At 62.3% G+C, this 22,292-nt stretch carries 21 protein-coding genes and 1 pseudogene; 16 read left to right on the top strand and 6 right to left on the bottom strand.

Translation table 11 applies throughout. The annotated features are described in order from the left end of the window. The first annotated feature begins 86 nt into the window (after positions 1 to 86). A complete protein-coding gene (gene thrS / locus IB263_RS23675) occupies positions 87 to 2,069 on the top strand; it encodes a threonine--tRNA ligase (protein WP_060516849.1) in 1,983 nt (660 codons plus the stop codon). Positions 2,070 to 2,148: 79 nt separating this feature from the next. Continuing rightward, positions 2,149 to 2,988: a lysophospholipid acyltransferase family protein gene (locus IB263_RS23670; protein WP_192439105.1), complete on the top strand. Its 840-nt coding sequence runs from the start codon at positions 2,149 to 2,151 to the stop codon at positions 2,986 to 2,988. 33 nt (positions 2,989 to 3,021) lie between these two features. Here the strand turns inward: IB263_RS23670 and IB263_RS23665 are convergent, their stop codons facing one another. Then, positions 3,022 to 4,035, bottom strand: coding sequence for a hypothetical protein (locus tag IB263_RS23665; protein WP_060516851.1), 1,014 nt, complete (start codon positions 4,033 to 4,035; stop codon positions 3,022 to 3,024). Between the two features lie 100 nt (positions 4,036 to 4,135). Between IB263_RS23665 and IB263_RS23660 the strand changes: the two genes are divergently transcribed. Continuing rightward, positions 4,136 to 4,720 (top strand): nitroreductase, encoded by a 585-nt coding sequence (locus IB263_RS23660; protein ID WP_192439104.1) that lies wholly within the window; start codon positions 4,136 to 4,138, stop codon positions 4,718 to 4,720. Next, positions 4,720 to 5,322: a flavin reductase family protein gene (locus IB263_RS23655; protein ID WP_192439103.1), complete on the top strand. Its 603-nt coding sequence runs from the start codon at positions 4,720 to 4,722 to the stop codon at positions 5,320 to 5,322. The genes IB263_RS23660 and IB263_RS23655 overlap by 1 nt, the downstream gene beginning before the upstream one ends. Positions 5,323 to 5,344: 22 nt before the next feature. Here the strand turns inward: IB263_RS23655 and IB263_RS23650 are convergent, their stop codons facing one another. Beyond that, positions 5,345 to 6,043, bottom strand: coding sequence for an aldolase (locus IB263_RS23650; protein ID WP_192439102.1), 699 nt, complete (start codon positions 6,041 to 6,043; stop codon positions 5,345 to 5,347). Positions 6,044 to 6,117: 74 nt separating this feature from the next. Here IB263_RS23650 and IB263_RS23645 point away from each other — a divergent pair, with 74 nt between their 5' ends. Both IB263_RS23645 and IB263_RS23640 read left to right on the top strand, forming a co-directional pair. Then, on the top strand, positions 6,118 to 7,254 hold the full coding sequence (locus IB263_RS23645) for a DUF2336 domain-containing protein (protein WP_060516859.1): 1,137 nt from the start codon (positions 6,118 to 6,120) through the stop codon (positions 7,252 to 7,254). Positions 7,255 to 7,284: 30 nt separating this feature from the next. After that, a complete protein-coding gene (locus IB263_RS23640) occupies positions 7,285 to 8,304 on the top strand; it encodes an aldehyde reductase (protein ID WP_192439101.1) in 1,020 nt (339 codons plus the stop codon). A 14-nt stretch (positions 8,305 to 8,318) separates the two neighbouring features. On the opposite strand, the gene IB263_RS23635 is transcribed toward IB263_RS23640, so the two are convergent. After that, the gene (locus tag IB263_RS23635; protein ID WP_192439100.1) at positions 8,319 to 8,732 is read right to left on the bottom strand and encodes a hypothetical protein; all 414 of its coding nucleotides are present in this window, start codon (positions 8,730 to 8,732) and stop codon (positions 8,319 to 8,321) included. Between the two features lie 221 nt (positions 8,733 to 8,953). Between IB263_RS23635 and IB263_RS23630 the strand changes: the two are divergent. Then, positions 8,954 to 9,420: pseudogene (locus IB263_RS23630) on the top strand (GNAT family N-acetyltransferase). 99 nt (positions 9,421 to 9,519) lie between these two features. Here IB263_RS23630 and parE read toward each other — a convergent pair. Beyond that, positions 9,520 to 11,583 carry a DNA topoisomerase IV subunit B gene (gene parE, locus IB263_RS23625; RefSeq protein ID WP_192439099.1) on the bottom strand — a complete coding sequence of 688 codons (2,064 nt, stop codon included), beginning with the start codon at positions 11,581 to 11,583 and terminating at the stop codon, positions 9,520 to 9,522. Between the two features lie 212 nt (positions 11,584 to 11,795). Here parE and IB263_RS23620 point away from each other — a divergent pair, with 212 nt between their 5' ends. The 6 genes from IB263_RS23620 (at position 11,796) to IB263_RS23595 (ending at position 18,712) form a co-directional block, all read left to right on the top strand. Next, the gene (locus IB263_RS23620; protein ID WP_192439098.1) at positions 11,796 to 12,716 is read left to right on the top strand and encodes an alpha/beta hydrolase; all 921 of its coding nucleotides are present in this window, start codon (positions 11,796 to 11,798) and stop codon (positions 12,714 to 12,716) included. 230 nt (positions 12,717 to 12,946) lie between these two features. Then, positions 12,947 to 14,389 (top strand): UbiA family prenyltransferase, encoded by a 1,443-nt coding sequence (locus tag IB263_RS23615; RefSeq protein WP_113187856.1) that lies wholly within the window; start codon positions 12,947 to 12,949, stop codon positions 14,387 to 14,389. After that, on the top strand, positions 14,386 to 15,708 hold the full coding sequence (locus IB263_RS23610; protein ID WP_112976209.1) for an FAD-binding oxidoreductase: 1,323 nt from the start codon (positions 14,386 to 14,388) through the stop codon (positions 15,706 to 15,708). The genes IB263_RS23615 and IB263_RS23610 overlap by 4 nt, the downstream gene beginning before the upstream one ends. A gap of 93 nt (positions 15,709 to 15,801) precedes the next feature. Then, positions 15,802 to 16,242: an EamA family transporter gene (locus IB263_RS23605; protein ID WP_034795905.1), complete on the top strand. Its 441-nt coding sequence runs from the start codon at positions 15,802 to 15,804 to the stop codon at positions 16,240 to 16,242. Beyond that, the gene (locus IB263_RS23600) at positions 16,239 to 17,249 is read left to right on the top strand and encodes an NAD(P)-dependent oxidoreductase (protein ID WP_192439097.1); all 1,011 of its coding nucleotides are present in this window, start codon (positions 16,239 to 16,241) and stop codon (positions 17,247 to 17,249) included. The genes IB263_RS23605 and IB263_RS23600 overlap by 4 nt, the downstream gene beginning before the upstream one ends. An 11-nt stretch (positions 17,250 to 17,260) precedes the next feature. After that, positions 17,261 to 18,712, top strand: a complete 1,452-nt coding sequence (locus IB263_RS23595; RefSeq protein WP_060582487.1) for an aspartate aminotransferase family protein — start codon at positions 17,261 to 17,263, stop codon at positions 18,710 to 18,712. Positions 18,713 to 18,748: 36 nt separating this feature from the next. On the opposite strand, the gene IB263_RS23590 is transcribed toward IB263_RS23595, so the two are convergent. Continuing rightward, positions 18,749 to 19,348: a YceI family protein gene (locus IB263_RS23590; protein WP_060516885.1), complete on the bottom strand. Its 600-nt coding sequence runs from the start codon at positions 19,346 to 19,348 to the stop codon at positions 18,749 to 18,751. After that, entirely contained in the window at positions 19,345 to 19,965 is a 621-nt protein-coding gene (locus IB263_RS23585) for a cytochrome b (RefSeq protein ID WP_192439123.1), read from the bottom strand. The genes IB263_RS23590 and IB263_RS23585 overlap by 4 nt, the downstream gene beginning before the upstream one ends. A gap of 193 nt (positions 19,966 to 20,158) precedes the next feature. Between IB263_RS23585 and IB263_RS23580 the strand changes: the two genes are divergently transcribed. The 3 genes from IB263_RS23580 (at position 20,159) to IB263_RS23570 (ending at position 22,263) form a co-directional block, all read left to right on the top strand. After that, complete coding sequence (locus tag IB263_RS23580; protein WP_113187839.1) at positions 20,159 to 20,638, top strand: hypothetical protein; 480 nt, start codon at positions 20,159 to 20,161, stop codon at positions 20,636 to 20,638. Between the two features lie 184 nt (positions 20,639 to 20,822). Next, on the top strand, positions 20,823 to 21,308 hold the full coding sequence (locus tag IB263_RS23575) for an N-acetyltransferase (RefSeq protein WP_060582485.1): 486 nt from the start codon (positions 20,823 to 20,825) through the stop codon (positions 21,306 to 21,308). Positions 21,309 to 21,369: 61 nt separating this feature from the next. Beyond that, complete coding sequence (locus tag IB263_RS23570) at positions 21,370 to 22,263, top strand: bifunctional 2-polyprenyl-6-hydroxyphenol methylase/3-demethylubiquinol 3-O-methyltransferase UbiG (protein WP_192439096.1); 894 nt, start codon at positions 21,370 to 21,372, stop codon at positions 22,261 to 22,263. Positions 22,264 to 22,292: the final 29 nt, after the last annotated feature.

Raw genomic sequence — 22,292 nt, 5'->3', positions numbered from 1 at the left:
GATGCGACGCTGTATCGTCAATTCACCGGCCTTGCCGGTCAACCATACCACCCGCATTCGTTGGCGGGACTGGATAGGAGATCACTATGTCGAATCCTGTTTCCCTTACATTTCCTGATGGCTCGGTGCGCGAATATCCCTTCGGCACGACCGGCCGCGACGTGGCAGAATCGATTTCGAAGTCGCTCGCCAAGAAGGCGGTTGCGATCACGCTCGACGACGAGCTGCGCGATCTGTCCGATCCGGTGACCAATGGTCGCCTCGAAATCGTCGTTCGTGACGACAAGCGCTCGCTCGAACTGATCCGCCACGATGCCGCGCACGTGATGGCGGAGGCCGTTCAGGAACTGTGGCCGGGAACGCAGGTGACCATCGGCCCGGTCATCGACAACGGCTTCTATTACGACTTTGCCCGCAACGAGCCCTTCACGCCCGACGACCTGCCGCTCATTGAAAAGCGGATGAAGGAGATCATCGCCCGCAACAAGCCTTTCACCAAGGAAGTCTGGTCGCGCGATAAGGCCCGCCAGGTTTTTGCCGACAAGGGCGAGGCCTACAAGGTCGAACTCGTCGACGCGATCCCCGAAGGGCAGGATCTCAAGATCTACTATCAGGGCGACTGGTTCGATCTTTGCCGCGGCCCGCACATGGCCTCGACCGGCCAGATCGGCACCGCCTTCAAGCTGATGAAGGTGGCCGGCGCCTATTGGCGCGGCGACAGCAACAACGCGATGCTGACCCGCATTTACGGCACCGCCTGGCACACCCAGGAAGAGCTCGACCAGTACCTGCACGTGCTCGCTGAAGCCGAAAAGCGCGACCACCGTCGCCTCGGCCGCGAAATGGACCTGTTCCATTTCCAGGAAGAAGGCCCGGGCGTCGTCTTCTGGCACGGCAAGGGCTGGCGCATGTTCCAGACGCTGGTTGCCTATATGCGCCGTCGGCTCGCCAACACCTATCAGGAAGTCAACGCGCCGCAGGTGCTCGACAAGTCGCTCTGGGAAACCTCGGGTCACTGGGGTTGGTACCGCGACAACATGTTCAAGGTGACGGTTGCTGGTGACGAGACCGACGACGAGCGCATCTTTGCGCTGAAGCCGATGAACTGCCCGGGCCATATCCAGATCTTCAAGCATGGCCTGAAGTCCTATCGCGAACTGCCGGTGCGCCTCGCCGAGTTCGGCAACGTTCATCGCTACGAGCCGTCGGGCGCCCTGCACGGGCTGATGCGCGTGCGCGGCTTCACCCAGGACGACGCGCATGTCTTCTGCACTGACGAGCAGATGGCGGAAGAATGCCTGCGCATCAACGACCTCATCCTCTCGGTCTACGAGGACTTCGGCTTCAAGGAAGTCGTGGTCAAGCTCTCCACCCGTCCGGACAAGCGCGTCGGTTCCGACGAGCTCTGGGATCGCGCCGAAAGCGTGATGACGGACGTCTTGAAGACGATCGAGGCGCAGTCGGAAGGCCGAATCAAGACCGGCATTCTGCCGGGCGAGGGCGCCTTCTACGGTCCGAAGTTCGAGTACACCCTGAAGGACGCGATCGGTCGCGAATGGCAGTGCGGCACGACCCAGGTCGACTTCAACCTGCCGGAGCGTTTCGGTGCCTTCTACATCGACAAGGAATCCGAAAAGCGCCAGCCGGTGATGATCCACCGCGCGATCTGCGGCTCGATGGAACGCTTTCTCGGCATCCTGATCGAGAACTTCGCCGGCCACATGCCGCTCTGGGTTTCGCCGCTGCAGGTCGTCGTCGCGACGATCACTTCGGAAGCCGACGACTACGGTCGCGAGGTTGCCGAACTCCTGCGTGATGCAGGGCTGACTGTAGAGACCGACTTCCGCAACGAGAAGATCAACTACAAGGTCCGCGAACATTCGGTCACGAAGGTTCCGGTCATAGTGGTCTGCGGCAAGCGCGAAGCCGAAGAGCGCTCGGTCAACATCCGCCGTCTGGGCTCGCAGGCCCAGACCGCCATGTCGCTCGACGAGGCAATCGCATCGCTTGCGCTCGAAGCCATGGCGCCGGATCTCAAGCGCAAGGCAGAAAAGAAAGCTCGGGGTTGAGACCCCGAGCACTTGCTTTGTCAGCAAACTGTCATATTAGCGGAATATCCGGATAAGATCGTATCCATCGGAGATTTCCGTGCAGTTCAAAGAGCTGTCCTACGCCAATGAGAACGACCGGCGCCTGAAGCGCTGGTTCATTCGCTCCATGGAAGGCCTGTCGGGCCGCAACCGCTATGCCAAGCTTTATAAGCGCTGGCGGTCCGACATCGTCGGCAAGAGCGAGCGCGTCTTCGGGGAGATGTTGCAGCTCATCGATGTGACGCTGCAGACAAAAGGCGAGTGGCCGCCGCGGAACCTGCCCGATACGCCGATCGTCATCATCGCCAATCATCCTTTCGGCATCGGCGACGGCATCGCCGTGCTGGCGCTTGCCGAACAGCTCGGCCGTCCCTTCCGCGTCCTCATCAACAACGAACTGCTGAAGGTGCCGGAAATGGCGCCTTACTCGCTGCCGGTATCGTTCGAAGAGACGAAGGAGGCGCTAGCGGTCAACATGGCGACGCGCCATGAGGCGCTGCGACTGCTCAAGGAAGGCGTGACCATCGTCATCTTCCCGGCCGGCGGCGTGGCGACCGCGCCGAAGGGTTTCGGCCGGGCCGAGGACCTGCCGTGGAAGATCTTTCCGGCAAAGCTCATTCAGGCGGCGCGGGCGAGCGTGATCCCGATCTACTTCGAAGGACAGAACGGGCCGTTCTTCCATCTGGCGAGCAAGATTTCACTGACGCTGAGACTGTCGCTCTTGATCCGCGAATTCCGGCGTCTGTCGGGAACGACGATCGCGGCGCGCATCGGCGGCGTTCTCACGCCCGAGGATCTCGGTGCCTGTGGTGATCGCAAGGACCTTTTGGCGCGCATCTATGAAGCGGTCTTTTCCATGGCGCCGCCGCGTCGGCGGTTCATGCGACGGGCAGGCTGACGTCAGGTCAACTGCGTTCCGTCACGTCGAAGCTCAGTCCTGTGCTTCCGACACGACGCTCGCATTGGTGTTCGCATTGTTGCCGCCGCTGCTGAGCAGTACTTCCACGTCCATGTTGACGCCGGCCTTCACGGTGAAGTCGCGCTCGTAGATCTTGTCCTTGTAGCGCGCCACGGCGGAATAGCTGCCTTCGAGCAGAACCTGCGTCGGGAAGGCGCCGTTGGCTTCGCTCACCGTATCGCCGGCGGAGGTGAGGATCGTCCAGGCGGTGTTGGCGATCGCTTCGCCGCCCGGTTCCGAAACCAGCTTGAGCGTGAGCTTGGCGGCGCGGTGCTGCATGGTTGCTTCGGTCAGCTTGCCGGCTTCGACCTGGATGTCTGCCGCGGTCGAGGCGTTGGTCGTGCCGCCATAGCTGGAGGTCACGTGATAGGTCCCGGCGCCCAGCCGGACCACAGTGTTCGGCTTGACGTCCTCGACGATGAGCGCCCGTTCGCCGTCGCTCTTGGTGTCGGCGGAATAGACGTCGAAGCTGAGTTCGGCCGGTGGGATGCGCACGTCGCTGCCGGAGACGGCATTGAGCTTCATGCCGCCGGCATCGAGCACCAGCACCTGCTTGTCGAGCGCGCCTTGCTCCGGCACGCGGACCTTGCGCGTGGCCGAGGCGCGTCCAAAGGAGACATTGACGAAATACTCGCCCGGTACCAGATTGAACGCTGTCGAGCCGCCTTCCGACGTTGCGAGAAGCGGCAGCTTGCCGTCGCTTCCGGGGATCGGGCTGAACACACGCCAGGTGAGCCCGGCCTCGACCGGTCCGCCTTTTTCGGTCAGCAGCGCCTCGAGCTTGATATCCTTCAGGGTGCCGTCCGCCAGCGGATCCGATGTCATCGGGCTGAAGCCCGTCAGCTTCGGCATCTTGCGCGGGCCGGCGATCGAGGGGAAACTTTCAAACGCCTGGGTCGCATCCTCTGCGAACACATTTCCCGTAGCGGTGCCGGCGACAAGGATCGCAAGACCGGTCTGAAGGAAAATACGAGAGAGTGCACGCATGAGAACAGTTGACTTCCTGACTGAGTGACTCCACTTGGGACGCCGGTATGGCATTTTCGTGGCTGCCTGTGGGGCGGCAAATTAGTGGAATTCATCTGACATGAAAACCGAAATTAAGCTCGTCGACTACCTGACGTCCCGTCGCTCCATCCCCGCTTTCCAGATGGGAGGTCCCGGTCCCGGCAAGGCCGAGGTCGAGGAAATGCTGAAGCTTGCTTCGCGCGTGCCGGACCACGGCAAACTCGCGCCCTGGCGCTTCATCGTCTATCGCGGCGAGGAGAGGGTACGCATCAGCGCCAAGCTGAAGGTAATGGCGCTTGAGCTGAAGCCGGATCTATCGGAAGAGATGATCAAGGTGGAGGAAACCCGCCTGTCGCGTGCGCCTGTGGTCGTCGCCGTCGTCAGCACCGCCGCGCCGCATTTCAAGATCCCGGAATGGGAACAGGTCATGTCCGCTGGTGCCGTCTGCCTCAACCTGCTGATGGCCGCCAACGCCCTCGGTTACGCATCCAACTGGCTGACCGAGTGGTATGCTTTCGACGAGCGCGCCTATCCGCTGCTGGGCGTGAAGCCGGGCGAGAAAATTGCCGGCTTCATCCATATCGGTACCGCCATGGTGCCACCGACGGAGCGGCCGCGGCCGGAGCTGGCCGAGATCGTCACCTGGGTTGGCGAGGAAGCCTGATGTTTTACGATACGACCTCGAACAGTCACGGTCTGCCGCATGATCCTTTCAAGGCGATTGTTTCGCCGCGGCCGATCGGTTGGATTGGCACGCGGTCGGCCGAGGGCGCGCTGAACCTCGCGCCCTATTCCTTCTTCAATGCCATCAGCGACCGGCCGAAGCTCGTGATGTTTTCATCGAGCGGCTATAAGGATTCGGTTCGCAACATCGAGGCAACCGGCGATTTCACGGCGAGCTTCGCCAGCCGTGACCTGGCGGCCGCCATCAACAAGACGTCGATCCCGGCGCCGCATGGCGAGAGCGAATTCGATATCGCCGGATTGACGCCGGTCGACGGCGCGCTGGTTGGGGCGCCGTTCGTCGGTGAAGCCTATGCCGCGCTCGAATGCCGGATGACCGAGATGTTCCAGCCCAAGGATCTGGATGGTGCATTGTCCGACAACTACGTCGTCATCGGCCAGGTCGTCGGCATCCACATTCGCGAAGACGCGATCCGCGATGGCCGTTTCGACATGGCGACGGTCAAGCCGCTCGCCCGCCTCGGCTACATGGACTATTGCGACGGCGGCGACGTCTTCCAGATGACCCGCCCGACGCGCTGACGGTTACCGCGCCGGCTGGGCGTCATACGCTGCCGGCGATGACTGCTTGCTCGGGCGAGCGGCAGACGACCGAAGCGAATCCGTCGTTCCTGCTTTGTGAAAGCGCCCAGCGTGTGGCTGCCGCATCGGCGGTGGGCGGCAGCACCTCATAGGCGCGGATGCCGGCCTCATGGGCCCTTAGCACCACATTGGCGCGACCCGCGAGCACGGGCGCGGCCACGCCCTGATGCGCGGCACTCGCCGGCTCCTTGCAGCCGACTGCCTTTGCCAGCGCCGAGCCGTTGAAGATCAATCCTTCCAGTCGCTGCGAGCACCCCGCCAGTGTGTGCGGCGACAGCAGGCCTTCGGGTGCTGCGCCGTATTCGGCGTAAATCCGGGTGCGATTGGCTGGAAGGCCAATCCTTGCTTCGGCAACCCGCAGCATCACGTCGAGCTTCTGTATGTCCGCGCGGCCGCGGCATCCGGTAAGCACGACACCATCGATGCCGCCATCAAGCAGCCGGTGTACGTCGTCTTCATGGAGCAACCCGACCGGTTCCACGCAGGCGAGCAGCGCGAAATCGCGTCCTTCCATCAGGGCGAGGCCAAGACACGTTTCGTGGCCGCAGCCGGCAGTCAGGATGAGCCCAGCCGATGTGTTGAGAACGCTCACGTCCAGGCTAAGCGCGTCGTCGTCCGCAAACAGCAGCGGCCTTATGGTTTGGAGGCGGTTAACAGACATGGTGAACCAATCTTAAACCTTTGCTCGCTAGGCTCAGAACATCGGTGGCATTGGCGTGGTCTAGTGGGGCGTAGGTGATCATACAAGCATTTCTTCGCTGGGTGGAAACGGCGAGAACAGGCGAACGCATTCGCGCCGCCAGCGCGCTCGGCCGCGCCTATGTCGACGCGCAACTGAATGGTCTCGATCGTCGCGCCGCCGAGATGGCGATGACCTTTCTGCTGGACGATCCGTCGCCCAAAGTTCGCCTTGCCTTGGCCGAAGTCCTTTGCGGTTGCTCTTCCGTGCCGCGCGCCATCATTCTTGGTCTTGCAGGGGACCAGCCTGAAATTGCCTATCTCGTCGTTTCGCATTCTCCCGTCCTGACCGACGACGACCTGGTCGACCTCGCGGCTCGGGGAACGCTGGAGACCCGCGCGCTGATCGCGGCGCGCAGTTTCGTTTCGCGCGGGGTCGCCGCTGCGATCGCCGAAATCGGCGACGAAGACGAAATGCTGATCCTGCTCGAAAACCCCGGCGCTCTTCTGTCGCGCCGTTCGCTGAAGCGCATTGCCGAGCGTCTTGGCCATTCGGCTTCGGTTCGTGACCTGCTTCTTGCGCGCGACGACCTGCCGAGTGCCGCCCGCCACGCGCTTGTCGAAGAAGTCGGTGCAGCACTTGCCGCCTTCGGCCTCGTACAGGTGACGATTGGAGAAGGTCGCGTGCAGCGGGTCACCCGTGAAGCCTGCGATATCGCTGCCGTCGGCATGGTTGGAACGACAGCCGTCGAGGAGCTGCCGGACCTCGTCACGCATCTGCGCGAGACCGGCCGCCTGACGCCCGCCTTCCTGCTGCATGCGCTCGTGACCGGCCGTGCAGAGTTTTTCTCGGCCGCAATCGTCGACCTCTCCGGCGTCAGCGAAAAACGCGTGCGTTCCATCCTGTCCGGTGGGCGCGTCCACTCGATCCGTGCCCTGTTCGAAAGCGCCGGGCTCGGCCGCGACGTCAGCGAGACGTTTGCGACAGCGGTCCTCCTGTGGCGTCAGGACGGGCCGGGTTCAATCGGCGGCCACGCGACGGTCTCGGCAGAACTGCTCGTGCGCCTGCGACGTGGACGGGCAACATCGCCGACCGACGCAGCGATGATCGATCTGCTCGAGCGCCTGGCATTCGCCGAGGAGCGCCAGTCGGCCCGTGACTACGCGGAACTTGCCGCACGCCAGGCCGCCTGATCGCGACCCGTTCTAGCGAGGAATGGACCCATGAACGCGAGGACCGCGACCGTTGCCGTGACCGGAATCGGCGGTTTTGTCGGACGGCACGTCGCGCTCGCCTTGCTGCGCGAAGGTTATCCTGTGCACGGCACGGTTCGCGCGCTCGGGCGCGCCGAGGAGATCGAGCGATCCATTCGCGCGGCCGGTGGTACGGATGCCGCGCGCCTGACGTTTGGAGAGGCGGATCTCCTGGAGGAGCGGGGCTGGGCTGAGGCCTTTGCCGAGGTTTCCTACGTCGTCCACACCGCCTCGCCATTTCCGGCTCGCTTGCCCGCCAATGAAGATGACCTGATCGGGCCGGCCCGTGACGGTACGCTGCGTGTGCTCAGGGCAGCCCATGCGGCCGGTGCCAAACGCGTCGTGCTCACGTCGTCGGTCGCCGCGGTCATCTACGGGGCAGGGCGCGCGCCGTTTACGGAGGACGATTGGACCGATCCGCAGTCATCGCTTGCGACACCCTACTACCGCTCCAAGACCTTCGCCGAACGCGCGGCCTGGGACTATGCGGCTGACAGCGGCCTGGAGCTTATGGTCATCAATCCCGGAATGGTCCTCGGGCCGGTTCTTGGCCATGAGATCGGCACATCCGTCGCCGTGGTGCGCAACCTGCTCAAGGGGAACTATCCCGCCTTGCCGAAGTTCGCCGTGCCGGTTGTCGACGTCCGCGACGTGGCGGATGCGCATGTGCAGGCCTTAAGCGTCGCCGCAGCGGCAGGCGAGCGTTTCCTGATTGCGGGAGAGGCGCTTTCCCTTGCGGATATCACGGCCATCCTCCGGCGCAGGTTCCCTGAACATGCGGGCAGGCTTCGGAGGTTCGTGCTGCCCAATTGGCTGGCAGGGCTTGCCGCCCCCTTCGATGCGGGCCTGCGCCTCATCGTGCGCGAACTCGGGCATGACCCCCGCATTTCCAACGAAAAGGCGCGCCGTGTTCTCGGGTGGCAGCCGCGCTCTGCCGAAGAGGCCGTCGTGGCCTCGGCGAACAGCCTGATTTCGGCCGGCCTCGTCTGAGGCGTGCTGGCGCGTCAGTCGGTAAAGCGGCGCGCGACCCAGGAATAGCCATCTGCGACATAGCGCACCGGCTTCGTGACGATGGTCTTCAGCTTCTCCCGATCGGGGATGGCGCCCGACAGGAAAGCCAGCGTGCGTTTCTGCAATCCTTGCTCGGGTTCCGGCTCCGCTGCCGGAACGGGCAGCGCCTGGTTCTGCTGGGCGCCGGGTGGCGGCGCGGGGATTTCGGCGACGCTTGGCGCCGAGCTCTCGCATACCGCAACGACGACTGGATAGTTCGCATTGGAAAACCTCGGCAGTTGCGCGTTCGAAGCCGTGTCGCACTGCGCGATCGATGGCCAGCTGCCGTTGACCGTCGAGATGTACTGGCATTGGCTGACGTCGTGGTCGCAGCCGAGAATGGTCATGACTATCAGCGCCGCTTGCATCGCATTCCCATCGTCTTTGCAGGTTGTGGTGGATCAACCTATGCCTGCATGATTCTCCTCGAAATAGGGCGATGTTGCCGGCAGCGCGGAACAAATTGTTTCAGCCTGTTAGGCGGATTGATGGGGAGGCATGCGAGCCTGCGCCATTTGACGTATTGGTCCGGGCGTAGGCCGGCGGTAGTTTGGCGCAAAACCACGCCTGAATGAAAAGGACGACCCGATTGCCTGCCGTAATCATAGCCCAGGAGACGCCGCGCCAAACTGAAGTTCTGCGTCTCCTGGAACTCTCCGACGCCTACGCCGCCTCGCTCTACCCCGCCGAGAGCAATCACATGGTCGATCTGTCGAGCCTGGAAAAGCCGGAGACATCGTTCTTCGTCGCACGGCGTGACGGCGATATCGTCGGCTGCTGCGCCCTGGTTGATGCCGGTGACGGGACGGCGGAAATCAAGCGCATGTTCGTCGATCCGGGGCGAGGGGGCTGAGGGTCGGCAAGTTGTTGCTGCAGGCGCTGGAGTCGCGCGCGGCGCAACTCGGACTGGTGGCAATCCGCCTCGAAACAGGCATCTATCAGCCCGAAGCGATCGGCCTTTACAAGGCGGCCGGCTACGTCGAGCGCCCGCCGTTCGGGGAGTATCAGCCGGATCCGCTGAGCCTCTTCATGGAGAAGCCCGTTCACGTTGCGTAAGCTCGAGCAGCCTTCAAACCCTGAATACAGAAACGGCGGCCTGTGAGCCGCCGTTTCTGTATGGATTATTGTGATCCTGCTTGCCGGCAGAAAGCCGGCTCAGATGTCCAGGTTGTCCGCAAAGACAGCGCGCTCCTGGATGAAGCGGAAGCGGGCATCCGCCTTCGTGCCCATCAGGTTGTCGACCGCTTCGCGGGTGCCCTCGAAATCGACATCGTCGATCTCGACCTTGAGCAGCGTGCGGAACTTCGGATCCATCGTCGTTTCCTTGAGCTGCGCCGGCAGCATCTCGCCGAGACCTTTGAAGCGGCCGATCTCGACCTTGCCGCGACCGGCAAACTCGGTGCGCATCAGCTCCTCGCGGTGCGCGTCATCCCGTGCATAGAGCGTCCTTGCGCCCTGGCTGATGCGATAGAGCGGCGGCACGGCGAGATAGAGGTGACCGCCGCGGATCAGTTCGGGCATCTCCTGGTAGAAGAAGGTGATCAGCAGCGAGGCGATATGTGCGCCGTCGACGTCGGCGTCGGTCATGACGACGATGCGCTCGTAGCGCAGATCCTCTTCCCGGTACTTGCTGCGGGTGCCGCAGCCAAGCGCCTGGATGAGGTCGGCAATCTGCTGGTTGGCGCCGAGCTTTTCGCGACCGGCGCTCGCCACGTTGAGGATCTTGCCGCGCAAGGGCAGGATCGCCTGGTTGGCGCGGTTGCGCGCCTGCTTCGCCGAGCCGCCTGCTGAGTCCCCTTCGACGATGAAGAGTTCGGCGCCTTCAGCGGTGTTCTGCGAGCAGTCGGCAAGCTTGCCTGGCAGGCGCAGCTTGCGCACGGCCGTCTTGCGGTTGACTTCCTTTTCCTTGCGCCGGCGCACGCGCTCCTCGGCGCGCTCGACCACCCAGTCGAGCAGCTTGTCGGCCTCGGCCGGATTGTCGGTAAGGTAGTGGTCGAAGGGGTCACGCAGCGCATTTTCGACGATGCGTTGTGCTTCGACTGTCGCTAGCTTGTCCTTGGTCTGGCCGACGAATTCCGGTTCGCGGATGAACACGGACAGCATTCCGGCGGCTGAAATCATCACGTCATCGGTGGTGATGAGCGCTGCACGCTTGTTCTGCTTCAGCTCGGCATAGTTCTTCAGTCCCTTGGTCAGCGCGATGCGGAAGCCCGCCTCGTGCGTACCGCCCTCAGGCGTCGGAATGGTGTTGCAGTAGGAATGAACCTGCTGGTCGCCGCCATACCAGGTGACCGCCCATTCGAGCGAACCGTGACCGTTGGCCTTCTCCGATTTGCCGGCAAAGATCTCGCGGGTAACGGTGAATTCCTTGCCGAGCGTCGCCGCCAGATAGTCCTTCAGGCCGCCAGGGAAGTGAAAGACGGCCTTGTCCGGGATCTCCGAACCTTCCTGCAGCAATGACGGATCGCAGGACCAGCGGATCTCGACGCCACCGAAGAGATAGGCTTTCGAGCGCGCCATGCGGAAAAGCCGGCCGGGCTCGAAATGCGCGTGCGGTCCGAAAATATCCGGGTCCGGATGGAAGCGAACGCGCGTGCCGCGGCGATTGTGCACGTCGCCGAGTTCCTCGAGCCCGCCCTGCGGAATGCCGCGGGAGAAGCGCTGGCGATAGAGCTTGCGATTGCGGGCAACCTCGACTTCGAGCGCGTCGGAGAGCGCGTTGACGACGGAAACGCCGACGCCGTGCAGACCGCCCGAGGTCTCGTAGGCCTTGCCATCGAACTTGCCGCCGGCATGGAGCACCGTCATGACGACTTCGAGCGTCGACTTGCCGGGGAATTTCGGATGGTTTTCGACCGGGATGCCGCGGCCGTTGTCGGTGACTGTCAGGAAGCCGTCCGCATCGAGATGGACCTCGATGAAGTTCGCATGGCCAGCGACCGCTTCGTCCATCGAGTTGTCGATGACTTCGGCAAAGAGATGGTGCAGCGCCTTTTCGTCGGTGCCGCCGATATACATGCCCGGACGACGACGGACCGGCTCAAGGCCCTCGAGCACCTCGATCGCCGACGCATCGTAATCGCTGCCATCGCTGCCTTTCGGGGCAGGGCGCGGCTCTTCGCGCGCGCTGGGGGCTGCAGCCACGGCCGGCTTGGCGCTCGGCTGTACGGCCTTCGGTTGCTCGGGCATTGAGAAGAGGTCGCTGTTGTTGTCGTCCATGGGGCCGTTCGGATCGTTCCTGTCGTTCGGGAATGCCAGAGGCCATAGCAAGCCCCAGGCTCTGCCGCCATCCCCCGGCGGTCGAATCACCTGAATTCTGCCAGACTCTCACAGGATACGCGAACAAAAGGAGAATTTCTGGCGCCGGCCGCCGATGATTTTTCGCACGAACGGCCGTGTTTCGGGCCAAGTGTTGCTTTGCGGTGCGGCCAATGGCAAGGCTTGCGGCGAAAGAGGGAGCCCGTCATTTGGCCGTGTCCACAGTTGTTTTTCCGTTTCGTGCCTGCCTGTTCGCCCTGGCCTTGGCAATTGCCGCCTCGCCGGCAGAGGCGCAGACGCTCAAGCCCTACAAGGACGATCTGTTCTCCTATGCCAAGGTGCTCGACCAGAAGGATGGCGGTGACGACCTGACGGTCGACTACCAGGAACTGCGGGATATCAACGAACGCGACGAAATCCCCGAACGCCGGGTGAAGCGCGCCTACGTCTCGCTTGGCGTGAAGAACGAGCAGGTCAATGAAGCGCTCGATATTGGTGGCCGCGCGCTCGACGTGACCCGTGTCGGCCCCGATCGTGGCGCCAGCTTCTCGGTCATCTTCATCCATGGCCGCGGCGGCGACCGTCGGCTCGGTGCCAACGACTTTTCCTTCGGTGGAAACTTCAACCGGCTGAAGAACCTCGCCGTCGCCAATGGCGGCGTCTATTACGCCCCGAGCGTCCGGTCCTTCGATACGGCAGGTGCCGCCGATATCGCCGGTCTGGTTCGATACGCGTCCGAACGTTCCGGAGGCCGTCCGGTCGTGCTCGCCTGCGCCTCGATGGGAAGCTTCATCTGCTGGGGTGTCTCGCGCGACGCCTCCGCCGTCGCAGCACTCTCCGGCATGATGGTGATGGGCGGCGTCAGTGATCCGGACTTCACGAAAAGTGCCGCCTACAAGGCGAAGCTGCCGATGTTCTTTAGCCATGGCAGCCGTGACAGCGTCTATCCCGCCGAAGGCCAGAAGGCGCTCTATCGCTCTCTCAAGGCCAAGGGCTATCCGACGCGCTTCGTGCTTTTCGAAACCGGCTCGCACGGAACGCCGGTGCGCATGACCGACTGGCGCGATGCGCTGAACTGGATCGGCAGCCGCTAATGCATGTCGCGCAAAAGTGTGCAGCGGTTTTGCGGCAGCGACATGCATCAAAACAAGAGCCTAAGGCCTGGCGTGTGAATCTTCGTTCACGCGACAGGCGATAGGCGTCGCCCTGCTGCTGCGGATTTGTTAACCAGCCCGCCAATTTGCGAGCGAAACAAAGGCCTGCGTTTCCACTCTGGAAAGTTGAAGTCGTGATGATACCGGCAACTATGGCTGGGATGGACTTCATGGACGCGCGCACCGAGACACGGCACATTCCGCTGTGTGTGGATCTTGACGGCACTTTGCTGGCCGCCGACACCCTGTGGGAAGGGGCGGCGATCATCCTGCTGCGCAATCCGCTGATGCTGTTTCCGATGCTGGTCTGGCTGGCAAAAGGTAAGGCACGGCTGAAGCACGAAGTGGCCCTTAGATCCGGCCGCCGTGCGGAAGACTGGCCTTATCGGCAGGCCGTCATCGACCGGCTCATGGAGGAAAAGAAGAGCGGGCGCGAACTCGTGCTCGTGACCGGCGCAGCACCGTCCGTTGCAAACGACATTGCCGCCCATGTCGGCATGTTCTCCTCGGTCATGCATTCGACCGACGCGCTCAACCTGACGAGCAGCAACAAGCGCCGGGCGCTGGTCGAGCGGTACGGCGACGGCGCCTTCGACTACATGGGCAACAGCCGTGACGATATCGCCGTCTTTGAGGTGGCACGCCGCGCGATCGTGGTCTCGCCCGATGCGGCCGCGGAAAGATGGCGTCGCAACCATGATGCCGAACGGCTCGATACCGGCAAGGTCAGCGCGCTTGCGCCGCTGAAGTCGATCCGCGTGCATCAATGGGCGAAGAACGTGCTCATCGGCGTGCCGATGATCCTCAACCACGAGGTGCTGCATTTCGATGCGATCGTCAGCGTCATCATCGCCTTCTTTGCCTTCAGCTTCCTCGCATCCGCCGTCTACGTCATCAACGATCTTTCGGACCTTGCCAACGATCGCCGCCATGCGAAGAAACGTTACCGGCCGCTCGCGAGCGGCCAGATGTCCGTGCCGACAGCGCTGGTGCTTGCAGGCTGCCTCATCATCGCGTCCGTGGCGCTGACCCTTCTGTTGCCCTGGAAGTTTGCCGGGGTGCTCGCCTTCTACGCCTGCGCGACGACGGCCTATACCTTCGTGCTGAAGCGCAAGCTGCTCGTCGACGTGTTCACGCTCGCCGGCCTCTACACCACACGCATCGTCGCTGGCGCGGCCGCGACCGGCACGGAACTGTCCTTCTGGCTGGTGTCCTTTGCGATCTTCTTCTTCCTGAGCCTCGCGCTGGTGAAGCGTTACGTCGAGCTGCACGAATTCGAGGACAAGGACGGCGGCAACGTGCCGGGGCGTGGCTATCTCGCTGTCGACTTCGAGATGGTCGGCCAGGCCGGCGTTGCCTCCGCCTTCACCTCGGCCCTGGTTCTGGCGCTCTACGTGCACAGCAAGGAACTGCAGGAGATGTACACCACGCCCTGGGCGTTGTGGCCGCTCTGCCCGCTGGTGCTCTATATGTTGCTGCGCATTTGGATGCTTGCGCGCCGCGGCATGCTGCATGAGGATCCGGTCGTCTTCATCATGCGCGACTGGCGCAGCCAACTGACCATGCTGATCGGCGCGCTGCTGATCCTATTCGGAGCCATCGGGCCGCAATGACCCTGCAAGACCATGAAAGCTGGGGCCGCATCGACAATCGCGTGCGGCCTGGAATTTCGCCTGACGACTATGAAGACCGGCTCGGCAGCCTTGAGGCCGAAGGCTATCTCCCTTTCGGCAACGGACGCAGCTACGGCGACAGCTGCCACAACGATCGCGGTACGCTGATCGAAAGCAACCTTCACGGCCGGATACTCGCCTTCGATCCCGGCACCGGCATGATGACCTGCGAGGCGGGGGTGACGCTGCGCCAGGTGCTGGAACGGGCGATCGAGCATCGCTTCTTCCTGCCGGTGACGCCTGGCACGGCCTTTGTCACCGTTGGCGGCGCGGTCGCCAACGACGTGCACGGCAAGAACCATCACGCGCGCGGCACCTTCGGCAATCACGTGACGCGTTTCACGCTGCTGCGCTCGACCGGCGAACGGCTGACCTGCTCGCCGGTCGAAAACCCGGAACTCTACGCCGCGACCATCGGCGGTATGGGGCTGACCGGACTGATCCTCACCGTCGATATCCGGTTGATGAAGGTGCCGTCGCCGCATGTGCAGCAGCACGCGATCCGTTTCGAGAACCTGGACCAATATTTTGCCCTCGTCGACGGCGTCGATGCCGAGCATGAATACTCCGTCGCCTGGATCGACCAGCTCGCAAAGGGATCTCGAATGGGCAGGGGCGTGCTGCTCGCCGGCGATCATGCCGACGGTTCCTGCGAACTGCCCGACATCCCCAAGGGATTGAAGCTGTCCGTGCCGTTTTCGCCGCCGTTCAACCTCCTCAACCAGGCAACGCTCAAAGGCTTCAACGAGTATTACTTCCGCAAGGTGAAGCCGGGCGAGACGGTGACGACCGTTCCCTGGACGTCCTATTTCTATCCGCTGGATGCGATCGGCGCCTGGAACCGGCTCTATGGCCCGCGCGGGCTCTACCAGCATCAGAGCGTCTATCCCGCGGAAAACGCACCGGAGATCACGGCCAAGCTCATGGAAACCGCCCGCCAGGCCGGCCATGCGTCGTTTCTGACGATCCTGAAGCGTTTCGGCGACATCGGCTCCCGGGGCATCCTGTCCTTCCCGCGTCCCGGTTTTACTTTGACGCTGGACTTCGCCAATCAAGGTGAACGGACAGTAAAGCTGCTCGATGATCTCGATCGCATCGTAATCGAGGCCGGCGGTGCGATCAATCCGTACAAGGATGCTCGCATGAGCCCGCAAGTCTTTGAAAAATCTTTTCCTTTCTGGAGGAAGATCGAAACGTTGCGCGACCCTGCGCTGGTTTCGAACTTCTGGAAACGCACGGCTCTGGCTTTGCCAGAATGAGAATGCAGACAATTTTATTCAATTAAATGCGCAAACTTCACGGAATATCCGTCTCTTGCCCGTAAGTAGATTTTCGGGACTGGGAGTAAAACTATGAAATATATTCCATTCATTCTCTTTACCGTGCTCACCAACGCCGCCGCTCAGCTGATGCTGAAGCAGGGCATGATGACGCTCGGACCGATTTCGATGACTGCCGAAACCGCGATCGTCCGGCTGTTTCAGATCGTCTTCAACCCATGGGTCTTTGCCGGTCTTGCGACCTTCGTCATCTCGATGGCGTCGCATCTTTATGTGCTGTCGAAGGTCGAGCTTTCCTTTGCCTATCCGTTCCTGAGCCTCGCTTACGTTCTCGTTGCGGTCTTCGCCTATTTCGTCTTTCGCGAAGACCTCAATGCCTGGCGTATCGCCGGCATCGCGCTGATATGCGCCGGAACCGTTCTTATCGCCCAGTCGGGCATCTCATCCAGCGCCGACGAGAAATCGGCTGATGCCGCCGGGGTGAGCACCGCAGAATTCGGGAGCAAGTCATGAAACACATCATCTTTGGTGGCGACGGCTTTGTTGGCCGTCATTTGGCGGAACGCCTCGTCAAGGAAGGCGAGGACGTCGTTGTCGCCGATATCGTCAAGTCCGACCTGCCGCACTACGGCCGCGTCCGCTTCGTCCATTGCGACGTCACCGATCTGGAAGCCGTCCAAAAGGTCGGCATCGGCGCCGACGACATGATCTACAACATGGCGGCCAAGATGCTGTCACCGTTGCAGGTCCGCGCCACGCGCTGGGAGTTCTTCTGGCCCGTCAATTATTACGGTGCCGAAAACATCATGAAGGCGATGGATGCCGCCGGCGCATCACGCCTGGTGCAGTTCACCACCGACATGATCTATGGCCACACCGTTCAGTCGCCGCAAACCGAGACCCATCCGGCAAAGCCGCTCGGCGAATATGGCAAGTCGAAATGGGCAACCGAGCAGCTGGCCATGCAGTGGCGCAAGCAGGGCATGAACATTTCGATCTTCCGCCCGCGCCTGATCATCGGTCCCGGCCGTCTCGGCATCCTCGAGAAATTGTTCAAGCTGATCGACCTGAACCTGCCGGTGCCGATGATCGGCTCGGGCAAGGTGCCCTACCAGTTCATTTCGGTCTTCGATTGCGCCGAAGCTGCGCGCCTTGCCTGGAAGGGCGGCGTGCCGAACGAAGCCTACAATCTCGGCTCCGACAATCCGCCGTCCGTGCGCGACCTGCTCGGCAACCTGATCAAGCACGCCGGTTCGAAGTCGTTCCTGCTGCCGACACCGGCCTTTGCGGTGAAGCAGACGCTGGCGCTGTTCGACCTGATCAACAAGCCGATCATGGACCCGGAACAGTATCTGATCGCTGATGAAATGTGCGTGCGCGAGACCGGCAAGCTGAAGCGCGAGCTCGGCTGGCGCGCGGAGTTCAACGATGGCGACATGTTGATCGCCGCCTATGACGAATATCGGGCCAAGAAGATGGGCGCCGCAGTTCCTGCAGCTGTCGCCGTGCCGGCCGAATGAGGGGAAAGATCATGCTGGACAGACCGAACCGTATCGCCGTTGCCGCGCCGTCGCTCGACGGCGGCGTTGCCAGGCCCGATCTCATCACCGTCGAACAGGCCAAGGCCATGTCGATCGGCGACATCACCTCCGCGTTCAAGGAACACCTGAACCCGGGCCAGCTCCACTTCATGAAGCTGCTCGGCTTCCACAAGGTGAAGATCGAGAGCGCCGAGGGCATGTTCTACACCGACCAGAACGGCCGCCAGATCCTCGATTTCTTCGGCGGATTCGGCTCGCTCGCCTTCGGCCACAACCATCCGCGCATTCTGGAAGCCCGACAGAAATTCCAGGACGAAAAGCGCCACGAGATCGCGATCGCCTTCATGTCGCAATATGCAGCGGCGCTGGCGAAGAACATCGCGGCCTGCTCGCCGGGTGATCTCGACATGGTGTTCCTCGGCTCTTCCGGTTCGGAGGCCATGGAGGCTGCCGTCAAGCTTGCCGAACGTGCCGCCGGCCCGAAGCGGCCGAAGGTCGTCTATGCGGAGAATTCCTTCCACGGCAAGACCAAGGGCGTGCTCGCCATCACCGATGGCCAGCTTTACCGCGCCGACTTCAAGATCACGGACAACACAGTGCGCGTGCCCTTTGCCGATATCGACGCGGTGGAGAATGCCTTCAAGTCCGACCCGGAAATCGGCGTCATCGTGCTCGAAACCATCCAGGGCGGCGGCGGCATCATCCAGGCACCGGCGGAGTACTGGCAGAAGCTGCGTGCGCTCTGCGACAAATACGGCGTGCTCTGGGTCGCCGACGAAGTGCAGTGCGGCTATGGCCGCTCCGGCCGCTTCTATGCCTTCGAGCATTACGGCGTCGTGCCTGACGTGACGGCGCTGGCCAAGTCGCTCGGCGCCGGCAAGGCCGCCGTCGGCGCGATGATTGCCCGCCGTGAGGTCTACATGAAGGCTTACGGCACGCCGAAGACCGCCATGATCCATGCGATGGCCACGTTCGGCGGCATGGGCGAGGCCTGCGTCACGGCGATTGAAGGCATCAATGTGCTTTACGACGAGCACCTGATCGACCGCGCCGCCGACAGCGGCGACTATCTGCTCGAGCGTCTGCAGGCGCTGAAAGAGAAGTATCCGAAGATCATCAAGGACGTCCGCGGCAAGGGCTTGATGGTCGGCCTGGAATTCCAGGACTTCAGCCAGACGCTGCCGATGGTGCTGCGTCCTGTTGTCTCGATGCTCGACGACAAGCTCAAAGGCTCGCTCTCCGGCTTCATCGGCGCGCTGCTCTTGCGTGACTACGACGTGCTGGTGGCCTTCACCGAATACAATCGCAACGTCATCCGGCTCGAACCGCCGTTGATCTGCGAGCGCGCCCATGTCGACCAGTTCATCGCCGCCCTCGACGACCTGCTCGGCCGCGGCATCGTGCGGATCGTCAAGGATTTCGTCGGCAGCCAGATCGGTTGATCGAGAAGCCTATCGACTTGCAAAGGGCAGGGGCGTTCAGCGCCTCTGCCCTTTGATGTTCATGTCGAACTCGACGACGTTGGAATAGATCGGCGTGCCGACATCCATGCCGTAGGGTGATCGGTGGATATTGCCGCGGATGTTGAAGGCGATCGAGCCGCGGTTCCAGTCAAGCAGCGTTACCGAGAAGCGCTCCTTTCGCGACGTGCCGCGCGCCGTCAGCGTTCCCTCGACCGCGGCCGTGTCCGGTCCGGTCTGTTTCACGGTCGTCGAATGGAATGTGACGGTGCTGAAGTTTGCGGTATCGAAGACGGCGCTCGACTTCAGGAAGTCCTCGATCCGCTTTTCTCCGGTTTTCACGCTCTCCGGGTAAAGCGTGAATTCGACCGTCGAATGGCCGACATCATTTCGGTCGATGCGGAAATTGCCGGAAAACTTGGCGAAATCGCCGACAATGCCGCCGCCGCCCGCTTGCGCAACGGTGAAATGGATACGCGAAGCCGGCGTGATCCCGTAGTTGCCGGCAGCATCGGCAAGGTCCGGCGCGGCTGCCGTGGCGGGCGACGGAATGCTCCCGAGCGCCAGCAGCAGCGTGAAGGCAATGGCCTTTGTTGGTGATTGCGAGTGCAGTGTCATGGTTTCTTCCTTCCGGCGATAACCGGATCCGAACCAGCCGCTTGGGAGGAAGCGCGTTGGCGTGATCCGGTCTGAAGCATGCGGACGAGGACGTCGTCGCGGCGTGCGAAGTGATGGTAGAGGGCGGCCAGGACGTGAAGCGCGACGAAGCAGAGCAGGAGGTAGGCGAGCGTCATATGGACGAGCATCCAGAGGTCTTCGGCCGCTTCCGATTTCGCCATCGGCAGGTGGGGGATGACGATCCAGTTGAAATAGAAGCTCGGTATGTTCAGCGTCGATGTCGAGGCCACCGCCCAGCCGGCAAGCGGAACGGCGAGCGCGAGGAGGATGAGCACCACATGGGTGGCGCTGGCTGCACGGCGCTCAAGCGCGTTGAGGCCGGCGGGCGGGCGCGGACGAACCTCGACCAGGTGCCAGAGCGCGCGGATTGTCGCCAGACCGAGCGCGGTGAAACCGAGCGACTTGTGCCATTGGTAAAGCGAAAACTGCAGCGCCGGATCGACGGGCGTTCGCCGCATGATGAAGCCGAGGCCGAGTAGGGTGAGGATCAATGCCGCAATCGCCCAGTGAAGGACGATGGTGATCCACCCAAATCCGGCTTTGTCGTTGCGCAGCATGTTCGACCCCATGGTCGCTCGCCCGGCCGCTATTGGCTCGGCGACTGCGGTAAGACTCATGAGTTCGTGCTTTTATTCGCCTAGAATACCATAAAATTGCACTGAGATCTTGTTGATCTCGGCAAGCTATGGTCCATTTGCTGGTGGAGGGGACACGGAGGGGTTGTTCCTGGGAGCATGTGGACTGGCGTACATGACAAAGAAGAAAACGACACCAATGAACCCGCACGAGCGGGAAGCCTACGAACACGGCCGCGCGGGCATCCGGCTTGGAACCGAAGGCAACTATGGCGAAGCGGTCGACGCCTGGCGTCTGGCATCCAACGTAGCCGATGTCCACCTCGCTTTCACGGACATGTATTATTGGGTCAAGAGCGGCTACGGCGCCGCCCTTTGCGATGCCGGGCACCATCGGGAGAGCATTGCAGTCTCCCTGCTTGCCCGTGAGTGGACGCTCGCGCGGCGCCAGCCGCTCTCGTCGCTTTCGATCGCGCGCGCTTATCTGGCGCTCGGCGAAGGCGAGGCGGCAGCACCCTATCTCCGCGAGGTTCACGCCCTGATCGGCGACGCGATCTTCGAGCAGTTCGACGAGGATGCCGAAGCCGACGTTCACGCGGCGATCGCCGGCTTGGAGAACGGGGGCAATCAACCGACGGCCGGCCGCCCGAAGTGAAGGCAGGCGTATAGCCTAGTAACAGCGGTGCCGGAATCTGGCGAGATACCGGCAGTTCTGACTTTGGCGTTTTCTCGCCATGATTTCATTTTATCCGCCGATTGCCCCTTTAACGGGTGATTCGAGGTCCGCCGTTCTGGTTCGGGCCCTTTTTTAACATTTTGATTTTTCTAAGGAGTTTCCCATGAGTGAAACCGTATTGCCGTCCGATGCCGAAATCACCCTTCGGCGCATATCAGCCTTGACCGTCTGCGACGTCTGCGAACTCAGCGAGACGCTGAGCGACGAACAACGCAACATGGTGGCGGACAACGGCACCTCGATCGCCGAGGCGCATTTTTCCGAGAATGCCTGGTTCCGTGCAGTCTACGCCGATGAGACGCTCATTGGCTTCATCATGCTACACGAAGGATCCGACTGGGATGACGGCATCGATTGCCCGGGTGTCTATCTCTGGCGCTTCATGATCGCCCGGCCTTTCCAGGGCAAAGGGTATGGCAAGCAGGCGATTGCCCTTGTCGTGCGCGATCTGAAGGCGCGGGGCCTGCATGAGCTCTACACGAGTTACGGGCAGGGCCCTGGCAGCCCCGAGGGCTTTTACCAAGGCCTCGGCTTCAAGCCGACGGGCGAGTACTATGATGACGAGCTTGAGGCTGTGCTGAAATTCTAAGGGCGCCGGGATACGGGGAAAAAACCTCCCGTGTCTCTCCCAGATATTCAAGAGTTGGAACATGAGCATTGATCTTCACGAGGCCAATCGCCTCTCGTGGAATGCCGCGACCGTCGCGCACAACAGTCACAAGGGCGACCAGGCCGCTTTCTTCCGCGCCGGCGGCTCCACGCTCTATCCGGAAGAGATCGAGTTGCTCGGCGATATCGCTGGGCTCGACGTCCTCCACCTGCAATGCAATTCCGGCCAGGATAGCCTGAGCCTGGCGCGGCGCGGCGCGAACGTGACCGGCGTCGATATCTCGGATGAGGCGATCGCCTTTGCCACACGGCTTTCGGCGGAAAGCGGCATCGCAGCCGCCTTCGAGCGGTCCGACCTGTTCGGCTGGTTCGACGAAGCCCGCAAGGCCGGCCGCCGGTTCGATCGCGTCTTTGCTTCCTATGGTACCATTTGCTGGCTATCGGACCTCGGTGTCTGGGCGCGTGGCATTGCCGAAGTGCTGAAGCCCGGCGGGCGTTTCGCCTTCGTTGAATTCCATCCCTTTGCGATGGTTTTCGATCAGGGCTGGAAGCCACACTACGACTACGCGCCCAAAGACCCGGTCGCGGAAGCGGGCGTCGGTGACTATGTCGCCGACTCGGGCGCAGGCCTTGCCCATGGCGGCTATCAGGAGGGCGTGGTGGGATTCACCAATCCGCACCCGTCCTTCGAGTTCAACTGGGGTATCGCCGATGTTGTGCAGGCGCTGATCGACGCCGGGCTCCGGATGGAAGTCCTGAAGGAATACCCCTATGCCAACGGCTGGGTGGCGTTTGAAGGCATGCGCGACCTTGGCGGCGGGCGCATGGCGCCGCCGGCGGCCATGCCGAGCCTGCCGCTGATGTATGCGATTGTGGCCGCAAAGGTCGGGTCGACGGCGGAATATCGCGAGAAGGCAGGGCGTCCTTCGTCATGATGCTGGCGACGCGCAACGCCTGAGGGCGG

It is taken from the genome of Ensifer sp. ENS03, from assembly GCF_014852035.1.
Lineage (GTDB): Bacteria > Pseudomonadota > Alphaproteobacteria > Rhizobiales > Rhizobiaceae > Ensifer > Ensifer adhaerens.
This window is presented reverse-complemented; position numbering and strand designations above follow the sequence as displayed.